Source organism: Desulfosporomusa polytropa (assembly GCF_055380075.1).
On record NZ_AP042400.1, the window covers coordinates 2,450,001 to 2,468,829 of the forward strand.

Annotated in this window: 16 protein-coding genes, 2 rRNA genes and 1 other annotated feature; of the genes, 3 read left to right on the forward strand and 15 right to left on the reverse strand. The window is 42.2% G+C overall.

The annotated features are described in order from the left end of the window. Positions 1-35 precede the first annotated feature (35 nt). From rrf to ACZ449_RS13440, 7 genes are all read right to left on the reverse strand, one after another. A 5S ribosomal RNA gene (gene rrf, locus ACZ449_RS13410) occupies positions 36-152 on the reverse strand. A 168-nt stretch (positions 153-320) separates the two neighbouring features. Continuing rightward, a 16S ribosomal RNA gene (locus ACZ449_RS13415) occupies positions 321-1,876 on the reverse strand. Between the two features lie 720 nt (positions 1,877-2,596). Next, positions 2,597-4,186 carry an L-lactate permease gene (locus ACZ449_RS13420; protein ID WP_464261477.1) on the reverse strand — a complete coding sequence of 530 codons (1,590 nt, stop codon included), beginning with the start codon at positions 4,184-4,186 and terminating at the stop codon, positions 2,597-2,599. A gap of 73 nt (positions 4,187-4,259) precedes the next feature. Beyond that, positions 4,260-4,550: a binding site (T-box leader), on the reverse strand. Positions 4,551-4,693: 143 nt separating this feature from the next. After that, complete coding sequence (locus ACZ449_RS13425) at positions 4,694-5,095, reverse strand: DoxX family protein (RefSeq protein ID WP_464261869.1); 402 nt, start codon at positions 5,093-5,095, stop codon at positions 4,694-4,696. Positions 5,096-5,238: 143 nt separating this feature from the next. Then, on the reverse strand, positions 5,239-5,562 hold the full coding sequence (locus tag ACZ449_RS13430; protein ID WP_464261478.1) for a DUF1540 domain-containing protein: 324 nt from the start codon (positions 5,560-5,562) through the stop codon (positions 5,239-5,241). Between the two features lie 14 nt (positions 5,563-5,576). Continuing rightward, positions 5,577-6,119 (reverse strand): NADH peroxidase, encoded by a 543-nt coding sequence (locus ACZ449_RS13435; RefSeq protein ID WP_464261479.1) that lies wholly within the window; start codon positions 6,117-6,119, stop codon positions 5,577-5,579. 85 nt (positions 6,120-6,204) lie between these two features. Further along, complete coding sequence (locus tag ACZ449_RS13440) at positions 6,205-7,470, reverse strand: MFS transporter (RefSeq protein ID WP_464261480.1); 1,266 nt, start codon at positions 7,468-7,470, stop codon at positions 6,205-6,207. Between the two features lie 119 nt (positions 7,471-7,589). On the opposite strand from ACZ449_RS13440, the gene ACZ449_RS13445 reads away from it, so the two are divergent. Next, the gene (locus ACZ449_RS13445) at positions 7,590-8,006 is read left to right on the forward strand and encodes a PaaI family thioesterase (RefSeq protein WP_464261481.1); all 417 of its coding nucleotides are present in this window, start codon (positions 7,590-7,592) and stop codon (positions 8,004-8,006) included. A gap of 66 nt (positions 8,007-8,072) precedes the next feature. Here ACZ449_RS13445 and ACZ449_RS13450 read toward each other — a convergent pair whose 3' ends face one another. Next, positions 8,073-8,648 (reverse strand): N-acetylmuramoyl-L-alanine amidase family protein, encoded by a 576-nt coding sequence (locus tag ACZ449_RS13450; RefSeq protein WP_464261482.1) that lies wholly within the window; start codon positions 8,646-8,648, stop codon positions 8,073-8,075. Between the two features lie 237 nt (positions 8,649-8,885). Between ACZ449_RS13450 and ACZ449_RS13455 the strand changes: the two genes are divergently transcribed. Further along, the gene (locus ACZ449_RS13455; protein WP_464261483.1) at positions 8,886-9,200 is read left to right on the forward strand and encodes a zinc-ribbon domain containing protein; all 315 of its coding nucleotides are present in this window, start codon (positions 8,886-8,888) and stop codon (positions 9,198-9,200) included. Positions 9,201-9,308: 108 nt separating this feature from the next. On the opposite strand, the gene ACZ449_RS13460 is transcribed toward ACZ449_RS13455, so the two are convergent. From ACZ449_RS13460 to ACZ449_RS13480, 5 genes are all read right to left on the reverse strand, one after another. Continuing rightward, the gene (locus ACZ449_RS13460; protein WP_464261484.1) at positions 9,309-11,939 is read right to left on the reverse strand and encodes a PAS domain S-box protein; all 2,631 of its coding nucleotides are present in this window, start codon (positions 11,937-11,939) and stop codon (positions 9,309-9,311) included. 77 nt (positions 11,940-12,016) lie between these two features. After that, positions 12,017-12,319 carry an STAS domain-containing protein gene (locus tag ACZ449_RS13465; RefSeq protein ID WP_464261485.1) on the reverse strand — a complete coding sequence of 101 codons (303 nt, stop codon included), beginning with the start codon at positions 12,317-12,319 and terminating at the stop codon, positions 12,017-12,019. 25 nt (positions 12,320-12,344) lie between these two features. Continuing rightward, a complete protein-coding gene (locus ACZ449_RS13470; RefSeq protein WP_464261486.1) occupies positions 12,345-14,036 on the reverse strand; it encodes a methyl-accepting chemotaxis protein in 1,692 nt (563 codons plus the stop codon). 232 nt (positions 14,037-14,268) lie between these two features. Beyond that, entirely contained in the window at positions 14,269-14,556 is a 288-nt protein-coding gene (locus tag ACZ449_RS13475) for a DUF1294 domain-containing protein (RefSeq protein ID WP_464261487.1), read from the reverse strand. Further along, positions 14,556-15,416, reverse strand: a complete 861-nt coding sequence (locus ACZ449_RS13480) for a DUF6612 family protein (RefSeq protein WP_464261488.1) — start codon at positions 15,414-15,416, stop codon at positions 14,556-14,558. Before ACZ449_RS13480 ends, ACZ449_RS13475 begins: the two co-directional genes overlap by 1 nt. A 231-nt stretch (positions 15,417-15,647) precedes the next feature. Here ACZ449_RS13480 and ACZ449_RS13485 point away from each other — a divergent pair, with 231 nt between their 5' ends. After that, positions 15,648-16,295 carry a 3D domain-containing protein gene (locus tag ACZ449_RS13485; RefSeq protein WP_464261489.1) on the forward strand — a complete coding sequence of 216 codons (648 nt, stop codon included), beginning with the start codon at positions 15,648-15,650 and terminating at the stop codon, positions 16,293-16,295. Between the two features lie 131 nt (positions 16,296-16,426). Here the strand turns inward: ACZ449_RS13485 and ACZ449_RS13490 are convergent, their stop codons facing one another. Together ACZ449_RS13490 and ACZ449_RS13495 are read right to left on the reverse strand one after the other, a co-directional pair. Then, positions 16,427-17,491 carry a hypothetical protein gene (locus ACZ449_RS13490; RefSeq protein ID WP_464261490.1) on the reverse strand — a complete coding sequence of 355 codons (1,065 nt, stop codon included), beginning with the start codon at positions 17,489-17,491 and terminating at the stop codon, positions 16,427-16,429. Between the two features lie 189 nt (positions 17,492-17,680). Beyond that, entirely contained in the window at positions 17,681-18,823 is a 1,143-nt protein-coding gene (locus tag ACZ449_RS13495; protein ID WP_464261491.1) for an HD-GYP domain-containing protein, read from the reverse strand. Positions 18,824-18,829 lie beyond the last annotated feature (6 nt).

Here is an 18,829-nt window from a genome sequence, read left to right on the forward strand (position 1 = left end):
TTTCAACAAGTAAGTTTTGGCAACTTTCGTTCCAAAACCAGCAACTTCCTAATCTCCCAGGCCGTTTCCAACCAAGTACCTTCGGCGTTTGTAGGCTTAACTACTGTGTTCGGTATGGGAACAGGTGGAGCCCTACAGCTATCGTCACTGGATATTTTGTTTTCAGGAGTACTTATGTTACCATAGTCACTTGTGTTTTTCAACAAGTAAGTTTTGGTAACTTGCATTCCCTCAAAACTAAACAATGTAAGAGTTGTCATCTGCCAAGATGTACCGACCTAGAAGTTAGTTCAGCTGTTACACCGAACGGTTCTCCCTAGAAAGGAGGTGATCCAGCCGCACCTTCCGATACGGCTACCTTGTTACGACTTCACCCCAATCATCGGCCCCACCTTAGACGGCTAGTTCCATTGCTGGTTACCCCACCGGCTTCGGGTGTTGTCAACTTTCGTGGTGTGACGGGCGGTGTGTACAAGGCCCGGGAACGTATTCACCGCAGTATGCTGACCTGCGATTACTAGCGATTCCGACTTCACGGAGGCGAGTTGCAGCCTCCGATCCGAACTGAGAGCTTGTTTATGCGTTTTGCTTGACCTCGCGGTCTTGCTTCGCTTTGTTTAAGCCCATTGTAGTACGTGTGTAGCCCAGGACATAAGGGGCATGATGACTTGACGTCATCCCCGCCTTCCTCCGTCTTGTCGACGGCAGTCTCCCTTGAGTTCCCACCATTATGTGCTGGCAACAAAGGATAAGGGTTGCGCTCGTTGCGGGACTTAACCCAACATCTCACGACACGAGCTGACGACAGCCATGCACCACCTGTTTTTGTGTATCCGAAGATAGGAACTAATCTCTTAGTCTTTCACTCAATGTCAAGCCCTGGTAAGGTTCTTCGCGTTGCGTCGAATTAAACCACATACTCCACCGCTTGTGCGGGCCCCCGTCAATTCCTTTGAGTTTCAACCTTGCGGCCGTACTCCCCAGGCGGGGTACTTATTGCGTTAGCTTGCGGCACAGAGGGGGTCGATACCCTCTACACCTAGTACCCATCGTTTACGGCTAGGACTACCGGGGTATCTAATCCCGTTCGCTCCCCTAGCTTTCGCGCCTCAGTGTCAGACACAGTCCAGAAAGTCGCCTTCGCCACTGGTGTTCCTCCCAATATCTACGCATTTCACCGCTACACTGGGAATTCCACTTTCCTCTCCTGCACTCAAGATATCCAGTTTCCTGCGCCTATACGGGGTTGAGCCCCGCACTTAGACACACGACTTAATTATCCACCTACACGCCCTTTACGCCCAATAATTCCGGACAACGCTTGCCACCTACGTATTACCGCGGCTGCTGGCACGTAGTTAGCCGTGGCTTCCTCCTTTGGTACCGTCATTAGAATGCATTATTCACACATCCCACGTTCGTCCCAAACGACAGAGCTTTACAATCCGAAGACCTTCTTCACTCACGCGGCGTTGCTCCGTCAGACTTTCGTCCATTGCGGAAGATTCCCCACTGCTGCCTCCCGTAGGAGTCTGGGCCGTGTCTCAGTCCCAGTGTGGCCGTTCATCCTCTCAGACCGGCTACTGATCGTCGCCTTGGTGAGCCATTACCTCACCAACTAGCTAATCAGACGCAGACCCATCTCTAATCGGTAGCTTATAAATAGAGGCCACCTTTCTTATCTCGATCATGCGATCAAGATACCACATTCGGTATTAGCACCACTTTCGCGGTGTTGTCCCCAATTTAGAGGCAGGTTGTCTACGCGTTACTCACCCGTTCGCCACTAGGAGTTATTACTAACTCCCCGTTCGACTTGCATGTGTTAGGCACGCCGCCAGCGTTCGTCCTGAGCCAGGATCAAACTCTCCAATAAAGTTTTTATTGAAGCCATTTGTTGGCTCTATAAATCAATTAAGAAATTGTTTTTGGTTGTACTACTAAGTGAAATTGCTTCGCTTTCGCTCACAATGACTTTGGTAGTACGCACGCACATCTGGCTTTTATGATGCATTACTTACATTGTTCAGTTTTCAGGGAACGATGCACATAAATGTGCTAGTGTCGAGGGCGTATCATGGACGATATGCTTGCCCGAGACTGTTGTGCATAGAATGCACTAGTTTCGGACGTTTCATATAAAACATGATTGCCCGAATATTTCGTCTGTTTGTGACGGAATTTTATTTTACCATTCATCTTTCGTTATGTCAATAAAATTATTCATCCCAGTTATTTCCGCCGCTCACAGCGACTCTTATAGAATATCATTTTGCTTGTATCATGTCAACTGCAAATTTTTGGATAAATCGGTATAGCTGAAGGAACTTGAACCCTCACGAGTTGCCTCACCAGATCTAAATCTTGTACGTCTGGCAGTTCCACGATTCCCGCATCCCCTGGAGTTAATACTATACCTGCTGTTTTGATTATTGTCAACTGTCATTTGATGCAAATTATATCCAAACCAAGTGTTTCGGTTTTCTTTAACTTACCGTACAAAAAGGAAATGGTCTAACCCCCTTTATGAAGGTTTAGACCATTCTGGATTGTTACTATTAAATATCGCTCGGCCCGCTATTTAATTTTTAAAGAATTAAACAGCTATCTTTAACAACAGTAAAACAAACAGCGAAGTAATCAACGTTATAATCAACGAAAATATGAAAGCAGTACGAATAATCTGGTTTTCTTGTCCTAACTTATCAATAGAAGCCGCCGCATTTTGTAGTTTGGCTGGAGAAATCACGCTTGCCAGACCACCCCCAAAAGCCAGCCCGGCTGTAATAATAATCGTCCCCATTAACGTCATGTCAAGGTTCTTCGCCGTTGTCATCGTATACTTAGCAAACATAGCAATTGTCGATGCTTCACTACCAGTAATAAATCCGCCGAATAGCCCAATAAACGCGACGATAGCCCCATATGAATCATGAAAATAGATAGCAGAGTAATCTGCCAAAACTTTCACCATACTAGCAGTTTCAAACTTTCCTGTGGTCATACTATAGCCGGACATATTCATGATTTCACCTATGGAAAAAAATATAGCCGCAGAAAAAACCGGTCTCGGAGCCCGTTTCCACCAGATTTTCAGAGTCTTTTTTATCTGTTGACTTGTGGGGCGAATAAATGGTATTGACATAATAGTACTGATCAATATCCATGTATAAGCATTCCACAACGCTCGCGTGTCAATTGCACTACCATTAGCCGTTATACCAGTAATCGGTAACTTTAGCGTTCTATATAAGAAATTAAAAATGTCTTGGGGTATGTTTAAAATTAGAATAAGAACGATCAATATAATCCAGGGACTTAGCGCGCGCCACAAAGAATATTGACGCTCATACGCAATCTCCTCGGCAGTTAGTTTACTCTTATCAATTACATTTTTCCCTGATAAAACCAGCAGCATTACCATGCCTATAATGACAGCAATGCCACATAACACCCCTGTAAGCACGACTAAATTATCATATTTATTAGTGAAATACGATACGATGCCAATGATCATTCCTGTAATCAAGCAAGGAATTAAGCCTTCTTTGATTCCTTTCCATTGTCCTACAATCCAAAGCATACACAGTCCTATTAAGGTAGAAACTACTGGCAAAAACATGTAAAAAGCCATTCCCGCCTGTGCCAAACTAATCTCGTTTCCTTTACCAAAAAAACTGTTGGCTACATCGACAAACACAACAATGGGGGCACCTAAGAGCGCATAGGTACACAAAGAGTCATACCCTATTGCAGGCAAAGCAATAGCAACAGTAGTTGAGTAGCCCATCGCCAAAAGTATCGGCGGCAAGAGCGAAACCGGAGTTGCACCAACTGATACCATTAAGGTACCGAATCCAATATTAATCAGCATAATTTGAATTCCCCGGTTCTCACTGGCAATTGTTTTGATAAAAATGATAATTCGCTTAAGCGCCCCTGTTTGTTCCATAAAAGCCATCTGTAATAAGGATGTCGCTACAATAAGCGAGACAGCAAATGATCTAATAAAACCTGCAACCGTCGAACGTAGTAGTACTTCAATACTCGTCTGAAATACAAAATAAGCAACTACCGAAATCGCTAACCATCCTACAATGCCACTTACATCTGCTGCCTGTTTCCAAATGATCAACATAGCCAAAATAACGACAATTGGCAACAGAGTGAATACTAAGGTCTCCATTTTAATCCCCTTCCTACTTTTGCTACAATACTACTAACACCTATAGAATAAAAAACTCCCGTCCCTTAATTAAATAAGGGACGGGAGTATATTCCCGCGATACCACCCTCGTAGAGCCACTAAACCAACATGGTTATCGACTCCTCCTCTGCAGAGTACGAGTAAGACACAAACTTACCGATACCCTCTTCCCAATAACGGTGGAAGTTCCGGCCACGCCTACCAAGTTCAAAATTATACTATTTGAACCCTTCAGCTAGCAACTCTGAGGTGTACTTCACGATTCAACTCCAGTCCGGGCTTTCACCAACTGCCGGCTCTCTGCGCTGTAATTGAAGGCTACTCTCCTCTTCACAGTCTTTTGGATAGTTACATTCTCAATTGTAATACTACTTTTATCTTATGCATTTTTTCAGGCAAAAGTAATATATTGAGTATAATATAACAGTACAGATGTGTTTTGTCAAGCTTCCTTTTTTCAATAAACTTACAGAAATCACTTTCTGATTAGCGTATTTTTCGAACCGTTTCCCTAGGTTCCTCAATTCTCATATAATGGTCTAGACTATATTTACCTGGACCAATAAAGGCCGCACCGAAAAAGCTTATCCCATCCTCCAGTGACTGCGATGCTTTCTGCAGACCTGTACCACCAATCATTTGACTGGTAAAAGCTACTACCATATTGCTAAATAGAAGTAAGCAGGCTGGACGATAAAATAAACCAAGCGCAAATAATAGACCACCACCAAACTCAGCGAAGCTGGACATAAATCCCCAAAAAACTGGGGCAAAATCAATCCCAAAAGTCGCCATCGCCTTGCCGAGACCTGCCCATTTTGCAGTTCCACCGATAATTTTAGGCCAGCCATGCCACATAAACATTCCCCCTAAACCTAGACGGAACATAAGTAAGGCCAGGTCTTGGTACCGAGAAAGTACTTGCACAAAATACCGTAATAATTGTTTCAACTAAATCACACCCTCTAACTTATCAGCCAAAAATTAATGATTAAGCACCCCTACAAGGTTCTTCCGCAATTCTGCTACAATTAGCTATCTCTATGTTTAAAGCTATCACACTCTGTTTGCGTGTGATAGTCGACACTGGCTCCACCAACCTGAATAGTATCTAAACTGCAAAGTTTGTTATCATTATATGTGCAGGTCTCAACCGAACATTTTAAACAATCACAAGAACCAGAACTCAGTACATTGTTGGTCAACTCCGAATAATGGAGCTTGTTCAAAAAGGAACCACAGCAAGTATGACTTTTCTCAACAGCTGAATTGCCAACTATATCAACACAATTAGCATAACATACACCAGAATCATTATGTGAACACTTAGTTACCTCACAGCTAATCTTCGCCATTTTACCATCCCCTTTTATTTGAAATATCTATCAAGTAATCCCTTAAAGGCGCACCCATGCCTAGCTTCATCCTTACACATTTCATGAACGGTATCATGGATAGCATCTAAATTGTGCTGTTTTGCTAATGCAGCCAACTGCTTTTTGCCATCACAAGCTCCATATTCGGCCTCGACCCTTGCACTTAGATTGGCTTTTGTATCAGCTACCACAACCTCGCCTAAGAGTTCAGCAAACTTTGCAGCATGCTCGGCTTCTTCAAACGCAATCCGCTTATAGGCTTCTGCCACCTCGGGATATCCTTGCCTGTCTGCTTGACGTGACATGGCCAGATACATACCTACTTCCGTACATTCACCCATAAAATTAGCCCGTAAACCATCTAGCATCTCTACCGGTAAATCTTTTGCAGTCCCAATCCGGTGTTCATCTGCCCACACCAGCTCTCCTGTCATTTCTTTAAACTTATCATGGTTGGCTTTACAAACCGGGCATTTCTCAGGAGGCTCTTCTCCTTGATGAACATACCCACAAACAGTGCAAACAAATTTTTTCATTGAATTTCCCCCGTCTTATCCAGAATGAAATCAACCCTTACGAATATAGTATTGGGATTTTTTTTATAACAATACCTTGAATTATTCAAAACCGGCATTCATCCTGCGAAGAAAGGCTACCTGACTTGACGTAAATCGGACAGGCTTGAACACGGAAAACCGATAAATGCCAGCCAAAATAAAAAGCACCCACCAACGAACATACGCCCCCTACTGCCAATGTATAAACTACACCTATCTGGTTTGTCAAAAAGCCAGCAAGTAAACTCCCTATCGGTCCAATTCCCATCAATATCATCGTGTAAAAACTCATCACCCTGCCTCGCATTGAATCATCCACCATACATTGCAATAAGGTATTGCTGCCGACAACCTGGATCAAAAACCCAATGCCAAGGATAAACATCAGTCCAGCAGCTAACCACAGGCTCGCAGACAACATAAATCCAATAAGCGCAATTCCGATAGTAGTGGCAGCAACAACCAATAATTTTTCTAAGCCCTGAAATTCTGACCTGGCAGCAATAGCAAGAGCTGCCAACAGCGAACCACAACCAGAAACCGCCATCAAAAAGCCCAGCGCCCCTGCACTGGCACCTAAATTTTTCGAAACAAACACTGGCAACAATACTGTATAGGGCATGGCAGTCAGACTAATAATTCCCAACAATACTAAGATGTTGCGTAGTGGCAGTTGCTTAAAGGTATATGCATAACCTTCTTTAAAATGCTCAAGCATATTGTTATGAGACTGTTTGCTACTTACCAATTTCATTCGTAAAGCAACGAGCGATACAAGCGAAATACAGTAGCTAATAACGTTAAGCCCAAAACAATAGCCTTCACCAATCAAGGGAATAAGAATACCTGCTATCGATGGTCCCAGCAGTCTCGCCATATTATAAGTAACAGAATTTAAAGCAATAGCATTTTGTCGTTCTTCCTGGGTGTCCATCATTTCCACCGAAATAGCATGACGTGCTGGCACGTCAAAAGCATTAACACAACCCAAAAACAGACTTAAACCCAAAATGTGTTCAATCCCAATCATGTTGTATAAAGTAAGCCAAGCTAAAAGTGATGCCTGAATCAGACTCAGAAGCTGAGTAACAATAAGCACCCTGCGTTTCCCCAATCGATCAAGCCACACACCAGCAAAGGGTGCCAACACAAAGTTTGGAATCTGGCCCATAAAAGCCACCCACCCCAACATAAGCGCTGAGTCAGTAAGACGATAACTTAGCCAGCTTAAGGCGATATTTTGCATCCATGTTCCAATAACCGACAATCCTTGACCTGTAAAAAAAATCCGGTAATTGCGATTATAAAGCGCCTTAATGATGTTTGCCATATTCCTTCCCTCCCTAAAATACAGTTTTCGCGCTAAAAAGGGATTATCCTACCAAATTAAGCAGAACCATTATTGTAGCTTTGTGGTACAATAATATCATTACATTCAGGAGGCAAGCTATGACAGACCTACCGCTTTTAAAAGACCAGCTATACACCCTTTATTCTAAAAATCCTTTTGTTACGTTACTGCAAATGGAAATTGTTACATTGGAAGTTGGCAAAGCAACCTTATCCATGCCAGTAAAAAACGAACATACCAACTTTTATAATTCAGCACACGGCGGTGCGCTGTCTTCCCTGGCCGATACCGCCATGGGGATGGCCTGTACCACTACTGGCAAAAAAGTGGTCACCCTTGATATGAATTTGAATTATATTCAAAATATCCCCTACCAGGAAACACTCACTGCTGTTGGAACACTAATCCACAATGGTAGTAGAACTATGGTTGCAACAACAGACATTTTTAACAGTACAAATCAGTTAGTTGTTACCGCCAGAGCCACTTTTTTTGTAACAGGCACATTTTTCTAAAAATAATTTGAGAACTGATAAAGGCCCTGCAATCCCGATTGCAGGGCCTTTATCAGTTAAATAAGTTTACACAAAATAATCGCTAATTCCGCGCGCTACCGCTCGCGCCATATCTGTCTGCCAAGCTGCGTCGGCCAGTTTTTTAGCTTCCTCCGGATTAGAAATAAAGGCCATCTCTAAGAGCACTGCTGGTGCATCCGTATAGCGCAATATATAGAAATTCTCTTCCTTGTCCGGATCACCATCGTCCCAGTCAGCCCTGAGCTGTAGATCTGGAAAAGTGGCTGTTACCTGGTTAATGATGCAAGTAGCTAAACGATCTCCGGCTGTTTCTCCTGCAGTTGTATAAATCTCAACTCCATTGGCTTGTTTACTGGCCGCTGAATTACAATGAAGCGAAACTACCAGATCAGCGCCCCAATTATTAGCCAATTCACAGCGATATTCCAAACTATCAGTCTCTACCTGCTCTTCCTCTGTTCTAGTCATCAGCACCTGATAGCCAACAGCTACCAAATATTTTTTCACCTGACTAGCAATAGCTAAATTTACCGTCGCCTCCTGTAACCCTGTTTTGCCATTGACTGCACCGGGATCAGTACTCCCGCCCGCATGGCCGGGATCAAGACATATCTTGGCCATTCCAGCCCCTCCTTTGTCATTCATTCTAATATATTCAATGAACCACTATTTTTAAACTATCTTTAAACATAATTATTTTATATTAAATCCTTTACTTTTCCCTAATTTGCTAGTATAATAAAAATTGCCCCTATAGGCCCGAGGAATTTTCCATTAGTCCTTCTCATTTAGAGAAGCCCAATGAGTAAATCTTCTAAAGCTAAGAGCAGGGTAATCTTTATGAGGAGGTCATATAACATGGCCGAAGACAAAACATTATCATGCCGCGATTGCGGTGCTGAGTTCGTATTCTCAGCTTCAGAACAAGATTTTTTTGCAGAAAAAGGGTTCACTAACGAACCTGGTCGTTGCCCGGATTGCCGCGCAGCTCGTAAACAACAAAACCGTGGTGGTTTTGGTGGTGGTCGCAGCTCTAACTTCCAACAACGCGAAATGCATGACGTTACCTGTGCTGCTTGTGGTTGCCAAACCCAAGTACCTTTCCGTCCAAGCAGCGATCGTCCTGTTTATTGCAGAGACTGCTTTAGCCAACAAAACAACAGACGTTACTAGGATTCAAACTCTCTTGCGGTTAGCAAGGGAGTTTCCTTATTTTATAGCCAAAAGAGCAAGATTACGGGATTGAGCATCCCTGGTCTTGCTCTTTTTTTGTCACTTAACTTATTTGATTGCTTTACTAAAATTTTTCATCAACAGTACTTCGCTGCCTTGAGTATTGTAGATTATTTGATCACAAAACATTTGCATCATCATAACCCCCCGGCCTCGCTCTGACAAGCCCACTTGATCAAACTCCTTGTCCATGTCCTTTGCGCCACGGGTGTTTATCTGTTTAGTGCTAAAACCTGTACCGTTATCTTTTACTCTTACAACTATTCTGCTGCCTGCCCGCTTCATTTTCACTTGAACGCGGTCACCTGATACTATCCCATTGTTAACAGCTTCATTAATAGCAACCTCGAACAGGACCGTACTCGCGCATGCCGGCGCATTTTCCTCAAGGAACTCAGCTATCATGACTTGCGCTTTGGCAAGGTCGGTCGGGCTTTCGATGCCGCATATGCTTGTGTTAGTGTTTTTTTCCACTATTTCGATACAAACAACAGAATAGTCATCAGTCAGTTCCGGCTTACAAGCTATCTCTTTAAACCAGCTTATATATTCACCAAAATTTTTCTGTCTACTTACTCCGAATATTTCGAGCAAATCAGAGGCACCATCACTCATCATACAATATACTTCACCTGGTTGAAAAGACATTACCTTAGTTTGTACTTCGGCCTTATCAAACATTCCCAGGTAACCACTAAATACAGGCACGAGTTCACACTTAGCCGGTTTTGCTGCCAAAAAAAAATGTATCCCGCCAGTTATAACCTTAAGTAAGTAGGAGGTAAAGTCAAATTCAAAGTACATGAGCCCCGCAAACGATTCTTCATACAAGTATAGCAGCATACTCTTATTTATCTGCTGGAAATCCTCTTCATCAATCTCCTTGCCGCCAAGCAATCGATCATCTAACAACATCTTCACCGTAGCCGTCTGCAATGCGGTAGCCATACCATGGCCACTCACGTCAACAAGGTATCCGCGCAGTTTTTGCTGATTGTCAAACCACCGATAGTTTATTAAATCACCACTGACAGTATTATACGGCAAAAAAATCTGCTTAACCCGTACCTTGGCACAACTGAATGGTGCCGGCAGCGAATCAGCTTGCACCCGTGCTGCCAGCGCGAGTTCGCGCTGGGTTTGCTCATCTCGCTGATGAAGCTGCTCCTCAATACATTTCCTGTCAGTGATATCAACAAGCGTAACGGCTCGCTGTTTATTGCTGTCTACACCAGTATGAATAGGGTAGGATCGCAGCCAAGCCCAACGTACATCACCGTCTGCCCGTAAAAATCGAAACTCATCACTTGTTTCATCCATACACTGTCTGCTTTGGATAAGATTGCACCGTACTCTTTCACGATCATCTGGATAAATAATTATCTCTAGGATTAACTGGGGATTTTCTAAGCAGTTCTGAATCGAATGCCCTGTTATCCTTTCAAACGCAGGACTGATATATAGAATTTTTTCTTCCTCCATGATCATGAGAACCTCATTGATGTTTTCCGCAACCCGTCGGAACCGTTCTTCACTTTCCCATAGCTTGGCCTCAATTCTTTTCTTATCTGTCACATCAATTAAAACCACTAGTTGGGCCGGTTGACCACCTAGCGTTATTTTCGCGGTTCTAATAAGACCATTGCGAATTTCCCCTGATTTGTTGATAAACTCTATGTCATAAGCAGCAGGTTGTTCTCCTCTGGAAATATTTATCACACTTTGTTTGACACGTGTCAATGATGCTTTCGTAAGATATGACTTTATCTGACTGCCAATAATTGAACTGCGCTCATATCCAAATGCCTTCGCACCAACATCATTGATAAATTTTATAATCCCCTTATGATAAATTAGTACAATTTCCGGAGCATTATTAATAATGGCAGCATATCTCTCCTGGCTTTCCTTTAATTGCCGCTCAAGCCTTTTCCGGGCGGTAATGTCGCGAGAAATTCCTAGAAGCCCAGCAATCTTGCCATTATTATCAAAAAAAGGGCTTTTTATGGTTTCAAAATCACTTACAGTTCCATCAACCAAAACCATTTTTTCTTCGTCTTTGGCCATTCTGCCGGTTGCTAGTACCTCCCAATCATGTGTTAAGCAGCCTTGCGCAAAATTCAGATCTTTAACAATATCCAAAATAGTTTTGCCAACAGCTTCTTTTTCCTCAGCTACTCCGTAAAGCTGATGCAAAGCTGCCTTATTACATCCTAATAAGTTGCTATTCACATCTTTATAAAAGATAAAATCAGGGATGGTATCAATCATGGTTTTCAAAAATTCTTTTTGCCGATTTAGTTCGATTTCGAGATTTTTCCTGCGCGATATTCTCCGGGCAAAACCAATTGTGCCACTAACCTCGCCGTCCACCCCCACTACTGGCACAATATACGTATCATACCAGGCGCTGCCTGTTTTAGTTTCATAAAGTTGATCAGCACTTTGTGGTGATTTTGACTCAACTACCTTGCTTTCCATTTCATAAAACTGACGCAACATATTTTCCGGGAAAATATCAACATCCTTTTTTCCTATTATTTTAATGCCTTTTCTAATGCCAAAATCCTCAAAAAGTCTGTTAATTACCAGATAGCGTCCATTCATATCTTTCATCCAAGCCATACTTGGCATATTATCCAATAATAATTGCATCTGTGCTAATCGATTACTTATCACAGCATATTCGCTCCCTACATCAACTATATACAGCGTGTTAAGACTTTTGCAGGTAGGTGGTGTGTTGGCAATTAATTCTAATCAATATGAAAAACCTTATCAAGCCTTGTCCGTTTTAATATCTCGGCCGCCATCCCATGAACACCAGTCAGCACAAGCTTACCATTCTTATCCAGGGTATGTTTATGAATAGTTACTAATACACCTAAGCCAGAACTATCAATATATTCGAGCCGCGAAAGATCCATGTTAATAGTGTTAACCCCCCGCTCAATTGCTGCTAGAAGTTCATCGCGGATTATTCCCGCATCATGTGCATATATTTTTCCCTCTAATGACACGCTCGCCTTATTGCCATTAATTGTAAGCAAATGTTCCATTTTTTCAGCCTCCTGCCGCACTACATTATACTTTGAATTTGTTAATCAAGTTTTGTAAATTTTGCGCCATAGCGCTGGTCTGTTCAGAGCTTGCTGCGATTGTTTCAATGGTTGCGCTAGTTTCTTCCGTAGCGGCTGAAACCTGTTGAGCATCCCGCTCGGTTCGTTCAATGTCTTCAGCCACAACCTCAATCAATTTGACAATTTTATCAGATGAGGCAATTTCATCATCGGTAACCTTAGCAATTCCATCGATATCACTTACTGTTTCGGCAACAGCTGTTAATATATTCTCAAGTGACTTATCTGCTTTATCCACCGACTGAACGCCTATTTCCACCTCAGTCAGACTATGTTTCATCGCCATTACCGCGCTATCTGTGTTCTCGATAATCTTACTAATCAGCTGGGTAATATTATCTGCTTCCGTATTGGATTGCTCAGCCAGTTTTCTGACCTCATCGGCTACAACAGCAAATCCTCGGCCTGTTTCACCGGCCCGGGCAGCTTCAATCGCAGCGTTGAGCGCTAAAAGATTGGTTTGCTTGGCAATGCCAGTAATAGTTTCACTAATAATTCCAATACGCTGGGAGTATTCGTTTAAAAGCGTAATTACTTTTTCTGCTTCCCTCGTCTTAGTATGAATAGTGTCCATACTGTTCTTTACTTCGGTAACAACAGCCTTACCACCTCTGGCCGCTTCCACCGTGACCTGGGAATTGATGGTAGCAGATGCTGCTTTATCTTTAGCAATTTGGATAAGAGATGACAGCTGTATTAAAATTTGAGCCGTATCTGTACTGGAAGCAGAAGCATCTTCCATGGATTGCGCTACATCCTGAACCTCTTGTGCAATGCTTGCTGACGCCGACGAGACCTCAGTTGCTGATGCTGCCATTTCCTCTGATGCCGCCGCCAATTCAACTGTGCTGCTTTTCACCGCCTTAATGACATCAAGTTGAGCGGCCATCATAGTGTTAAAGGAGTGGCATAACTGTCCAGTTTCATCCTGCGACCTTACAACCGCGGTTACTGTCATATTACCGTTACTAGCCTCCTCCATCAAATCCCGCAACTCGTGTATTGGTCTAGTAATCTTGCGGGCAGCCAGCACACCAATAATCATCCCCACTAGGATTGCCAGACCTGCAGCTGTTATTGCCACTAATTTGGTATGCTTGGCATTATTCACTGTAGCCGTAACGGCTTGATCAATGCTGTCTTTTTGAACTTTTTCTGCCTCATTAATCTTAGCAAGAAGTTCATTGGCTGCGGGAGCTAATTCGTTAACAAGCCCCTGCATTGCGGCCTCTTTATTTCCCTGCTGGACAAAGGCTATGACCTTTGTCTCAGCCACCTTGGAATACTTATCATCCAAGGTTTTAACTTCGGTTAGCAGACGCCGTGCCGCATCGGTACGAGCCTGGCTGATCATTTCTTCTTCTAGTTTGCTATTTGCTTCTGTCACTCGCTTAAATTCGGCAAGATAATGATTGTCCCCATATATAAAATAAGCTCGGGCATTGGCAGTTTTTGCCATGGCATTAAAAGCAATCTCGTTCACCTTCTCCAATTGGGGAATATCTTGATTGCCTAAACCAGTAATCTGCTGCTCAGATTCACCACTTAATTGAATAGTATACATAAACCCGGCACCTGCAACTAAAATAACTAATAAAAAATACGCTATCATTTTTTTTGCTAATGTTACATTCATTGATTTCCTGATTCCCCATGGAATCAGTCCCCCCTTTATGTTTACACTTGCTATTTGTAAATTATACCACTCATTCTAGCAGCAAACCACCAACTTTGTTGTTTTTTGTAGAATATTGGGTTGAATTCTCAAAAAAAATGCAAACAGCCCTGAAAGGCTGCTTACCATTTTACTTTCTGCTATTCTAATTCTTAATTTGATTCTTACTCCAAGAAACTCGACTCACGCCTCCTTATTTCCACAAAGTATAAAAGCAAAACAAATTGAGCAATAGCAGCATAGGTATGCCTATGACAAAACTCTTATGCAAGGTTTTATGACGATAAACATACATTCCCAGAAGTACACCTGCCGCCCCGAACAATACTGCTATCCCGAAGAATGTTCTCTCGCGAACCCTTCTTGCTCCTTTTCGAGCAAAATGCTTATCAGCCCCAACGATTAAAAATGCAACTAGGCTCCAAATACCATACAATACCAGCCAAATCGGCACATCTGAGTTAACAAAATCAAACACCATTAGATAAGCTTGGTGGGCAAACTATTCACTCTAACTTCATTTGGAATAACAATCTTATCTATACTATTAAATTTAGAAAAGACCACAGTAGTAGACAGCCTAATATTGCTAAATACTCCCTGAATAATCGACTTTTGTTCGGCAGGTACCGCCTTATCATTAGCAATATTATTACCAATCGCAGCTAAAATTCCCGACATATCCATATCACTTTTGACAATAGTAGCCGTTTCTTTGTTAATCGTCACCTTGTATGTAAAATCACCTAAATTCTTAAAAAGTTCATCGGCGAAGCTTACTTTTTTCATATTGGTAGAATTCATAGCCTGTTCAAAATTGTCCTTTAAATAACTTCCATCCATGGTAACCGCAAAGACCGCAACATCAGCAGTCTCCTCGACTGGAATCACGCTAGTAATGGCTTTGGAATAGTTAGTATATTCATCAAGCGGGTTATAATGGGGTATAGACTGTTTCTCCCAATGACCATTCGTATTGGAGTATATCGCAAATTGCCCTTTAGCTTCTTCGATATATTGCACAATCTTTTGCTCATTTTTAGAAGCAGCATCACCTACAGTAATGGTCATAACATTTTTGGCCACCATCGGTTTTACTTGCGCATCACATTCACCGTTCATAACCATGTTCATGGTTTGACCTAGGAAAGACATGGAACCGGTAGTTTCCAATGTCATATGGTAACTTTTAAGTGCAAGCAAATTCTCATAGGCCTTAACCACAAGTTCCTTGTGATCGTCATTTATTGTCGCCATAGCATTACCGACACTGCAAACAGACAATAGCATCGTCATTAGACAAACCATTATTATTTTTGACGAAAATTTTATTCTACTCATCTAATCGCTCCTTTTCTGATAAACCTAGGAAATTAAAAATTTTATTCTAATTTTATCTTTTTCTACCACCAAAAAGAAATATCCTCCATTCCAAAAATAATGCTGAATGATAAAACAAAAAATTTTTTTCCTAAAGACTATACTAATTACCAATTCGTATGTTAGAATTCTGTTGAAAGAATTAATCAAGCCACCTTTTTTTGTGGCCTATTATGGCGGTGGAATCGACGAATGTGGAGAAAACAATCTGTTTGGATTATTCCTTTGCTTGTTATTCATTTATTTTTGCTTTGTACCGTAACAGAGGCCGCACCCGCGAAAAAATCCACTAGTCTGCCACCATCGCGTACAGCGGCAAAAGTACCGGTTAAGCAACATTCTGCACCCCCTGTAAGGATCGGTGATCCGAAAATAAAACACTTACAACAACTGCTAGCTAACACAGGCTTCTATCCTGGTTCAATGACTGGCGTGTTAGATGTTTCTACTAAAGAAGCCATTACCCTAGCACAAAAAACCTGGAAATTGAAACAGACTGGCAAGTATGATCAAAAATTAATTGGCGTCCTGACAGAAGAAGCCAAAATAGAGCCAAAGAACTATCGCAAAAAACTTGTTATGAAGGCAACTGCCTATACTTCTCAGGATCCAGGTTGTGGCAATTTAACTAAGCGTGAACACCTATTGCGCAAGGGACTTGTCGCAGTTGATCCCAAAGTAGTTCCCCTGGGAACCCGCTTGTACATAGAGGGCTATGGCTACGCCATTGCAGACGACATTGGCAGCGCCATTAAGGGTGCTACTATTGATTTAGCTTATGAAACTCGCAATGAAGCCTTTAGATTTGGCCGCAAAACTATAACAGTTTTTGTGCTATAGTAAACCAAGAAAAAGAGGCTATGCTGGAACATTTTCAGCATAGCCTCTTTTTGAATCTCGAACTCCCGCTTGCCCCCTGACAGGCACAGGTAGAAGCGGGAGTCTTAGAGAACTTGGTCATCGGATAAACCTTACTGTGGCACAACAATAATCTTTACCGGTAAATTCGATGCACCTGGCGGACTGAAGGTGAACGACAGCGGATCACCGCTTTCAAAAGTACCTAAGAAAGCAAAATCTTGCTGTTTATTCCCCCCGAAATACAGCCTATCACGTGGTGTTGCCAGCGGGCTCCAGTATACCGCCGGATGGTTTATCTGTATCGCACCGGCATAGTTCCCACCCATTGGCACCAGATAACATGCCATTCTACTGCCTTTTTTAGAAGGAAGTAAAACTTGATAGACAACACCATAGTTTCCATAATTAACAACTGCACTACCATCGGTAGCATCAATTCCCCGCAAATAAGCATCCACTCGATTGTCAGCTAATGTGATGCCTCTTGCTCCATCACTACTAGGGTCATAGACATCAACAGGAGAAATTTCGCGGTTTGGTCCCTCAAAGGTACCCCGTAAATGACATTGATCTGCCGGTAATATCTTTAAGTTTTTGGAAAATTTTATACTATCTTCATTCACCGGCAACATTATAACCTTAACAGTAATCGGGGTATCGACCGAAAAATCATAAATACCATTAATCAGCATATTCGGCATCATCATAGACTCAATGCTTGCCGCCAAAGGCATCACGCCACCTGGTTGAATATTTATCTGGTAAGAAGCGCTTTTACTTTTAGAAAAATACTGGGCCTGGGTTTCTTTCCCCACCGCCATCCAGTTATATCCCGGTCCACCAAGAGCAGCTTGGCTGACAGTAACATGTGCTGTTTTATTCCCCTTATTTTCTAATAGTATTGCCATCTTTTTAACGTCACTTGATGCGTTGACGTGATAAAAGAAGAGACGCACCTTCCCTTCTACCTTGTCCTGATACAAAATACCATCATTCACAACCATCTCCGGACTATCAGAGAATAGCAGCTTCCCACCTGTTGAACTAGTTTTCACGTCCAACTCTGGCAGATAATCGACATTTAGATTATTAGGCCCAAAGGCGGCAACCGTAGCTCCACTTCCAAAACTTCCCAGCATCATCATAATCCAAACCAGCACCAATACTTGTTTCATAGTGTCCCCCCACATGGATAATATCAAAAAAACAAACAACTCTTCTAGATTCTGCTAAACTATAAAATATCCTGCACTAATTTGTATTTTTAAGTCAGATACTAGTAATACTAAAAAACCACGATTCCTTCCTACAATTGCAGGTGAATCGTGGTTTTATCATTTATACTTTTCAAAACATCATTCTTGTCATACAGGCTTCCCTTTTAAATAATTCATGGGAACATACTCAGTATAGGCCTGAACGTGCCCTGCATATACCTCTTCAAAGTCAACAATAAAAAGTCCCGGGTTTTTCTCCAAATCAAGCTCAACAAGCTTATTAACTTCAGTACCATCCTCGCTGGAAATAATGCGAACTACGGGAGTATTTTTGCTTTTTATGCCAACACCCAGAATCAAGCCGCTTTGCCTATTATTAAGCCGTACGGTTCTACCCATCGGATAAATAGCCACATTTTGGTTGAATTTATCGACAATCTCCGGGTTAAAATACTCTCCTGCCGCCTTGTTTAAAATGGCAGCCGCATAATATACCGGGGTAGGACGGCGATGCGGCATTCCCGCGATCAAGCGGTCATACACATCGGCAATACTAATAATTTGCGCATACTCGGAAATAGTATCTCCCGCAAGCCCCATAGGATAACCGCTGCCATTCCAACGTTCATGATGTTGAAAACAGGCATTGACAATATCAATCGATAAGTTCTCATTTTGCCGCAAAATCTCCAATGAATAAAAAGGATGCTGCTTATATTCCTCCATACCTTCATTAGTTACATAATTAGGATACTGCAGCGCTAAGTTTCTGGAAAATTTAACTTTGCCAACATCGTGAAACATAGCCGCCAAGCCCAATTCATACAGCTGTTTATTATCATAGCCTTTGGCAAGACCGGTCATAACCGATAAAATGCACGTATTTACCGCATGTGAAAACATATATTCTTCTTTACGGCGTATATCCAAAAGATGAATCATATTTTCCGGTTTCTGGTCAAGCTGGTTGACCAAATCGCTGACAATATTTTTTATTCGGTCAAGCTGTACCCCCTTACCGACACGAAAGTGATTAATGACCTCCCGAGCAGCCGTCATTGCTTGCTGCCGCTGCTTAGGTTCATTGCGATCTTCTGCTATTTTCTCCGCAGGATCTGAAAATTCTGGTTCTCCAACAAATAAAGAGATAATCCCTTTATGACGAAGATACTGAATGTATCTTTCTTTTATTTCTATGCCCTCATGCAGTAAAACGGTACCATCGGTTGCCATGAGTGGCTTTGATAGATACATACCTGGCTTTATTTCATCTAATGATATGCTCTGCATTGAACT

Excerpts from the sequence above, each read along its gene's own strand:
- ACZ449_RS13490 (WP_464261490.1), bottom strand. The coding sequence starts at position 17,491 with ATGAAACAAGTATTGGTGCTGGTTTGGATTATGATGATGCTGGGAAGT.
- ACZ449_RS13450 (WP_464261482.1), bottom strand. The coding sequence starts at position 8,648 with ATGGCCAAGATATGTCTTGATCCCGGCCATGCGGGCGGGAGTACTGAT.
- ACZ449_RS13455 (WP_464261483.1), top strand. The coding sequence starts at position 8,886 with ATGGCCGAAGACAAAACATTATCATGCCGCGATTGCGGTGCTGAGTTC.
- ACZ449_RS13440 (WP_464261480.1), bottom strand. The coding sequence starts at position 7,470 with ATGGCAAACATCATTAAGGCGCTTTATAATCGCAATTACCGGATTTTT.
- ACZ449_RS13480 (WP_464261488.1), bottom strand. The coding sequence starts at position 15,416 with ATGAGTAGAATAAAATTTTCGTCAAAAATAATAATGGTTTGTCTAATG.
- ACZ449_RS13445 (WP_464261481.1), top strand. The coding sequence starts at position 7,590 with ATGACAGACCTACCGCTTTTAAAAGACCAGCTATACACCCTTTATTCT.
- ACZ449_RS13430 (WP_464261478.1), bottom strand. The coding sequence starts at position 5,562 with ATGGCGAAGATTAGCTGTGAGGTAACTAAGTGTTCACATAATGATTCT.
- ACZ449_RS13420 (WP_464261477.1), bottom strand. The coding sequence starts at position 4,186 with ATGGAGACCTTAGTATTCACTCTGTTGCCAATTGTCGTTATTTTGGCT.
- ACZ449_RS13470 (WP_464261486.1), bottom strand. The coding sequence starts at position 14,036 with ATGAATGTAACATTAGCAAAAAAAATGATAGCGTATTTTTTATTAGTT.
- ACZ449_RS13425 (WP_464261869.1), bottom strand. The coding sequence starts at position 5,095 with ATGTTCCGTCTAGGTTTAGGGGGAATGTTTATGTGGCATGGCTGGCCT.
- ACZ449_RS13485 (WP_464261489.1), top strand. The coding sequence starts at position 15,648 with ATGTGGAGAAAACAATCTGTTTGGATTATTCCTTTGCTTGTTATTCAT.
- ACZ449_RS13475 (WP_464261487.1), bottom strand. The coding sequence starts at position 14,556 with ATGGTGTTTGATTTTGTTAACTCAGATGTGCCGATTTGGCTGGTATTG.
- ACZ449_RS13465 (WP_464261485.1), bottom strand. The coding sequence starts at position 12,319 with ATGGAACATTTGCTTACAATTAATGGCAATAAGGCGAGCGTGTCATTA.
- ACZ449_RS13495 (WP_464261491.1), bottom strand. The coding sequence starts at position 18,823 with ATGCAGAGCATATCATTAGATGAAATAAAGCCAGGTATGTATCTATCA.
- ACZ449_RS13435 (WP_464261479.1), bottom strand. The coding sequence starts at position 6,119 with ATGAAAAAATTTGTTTGCACTGTTTGTGGGTATGTTCATCAAGGAGAA.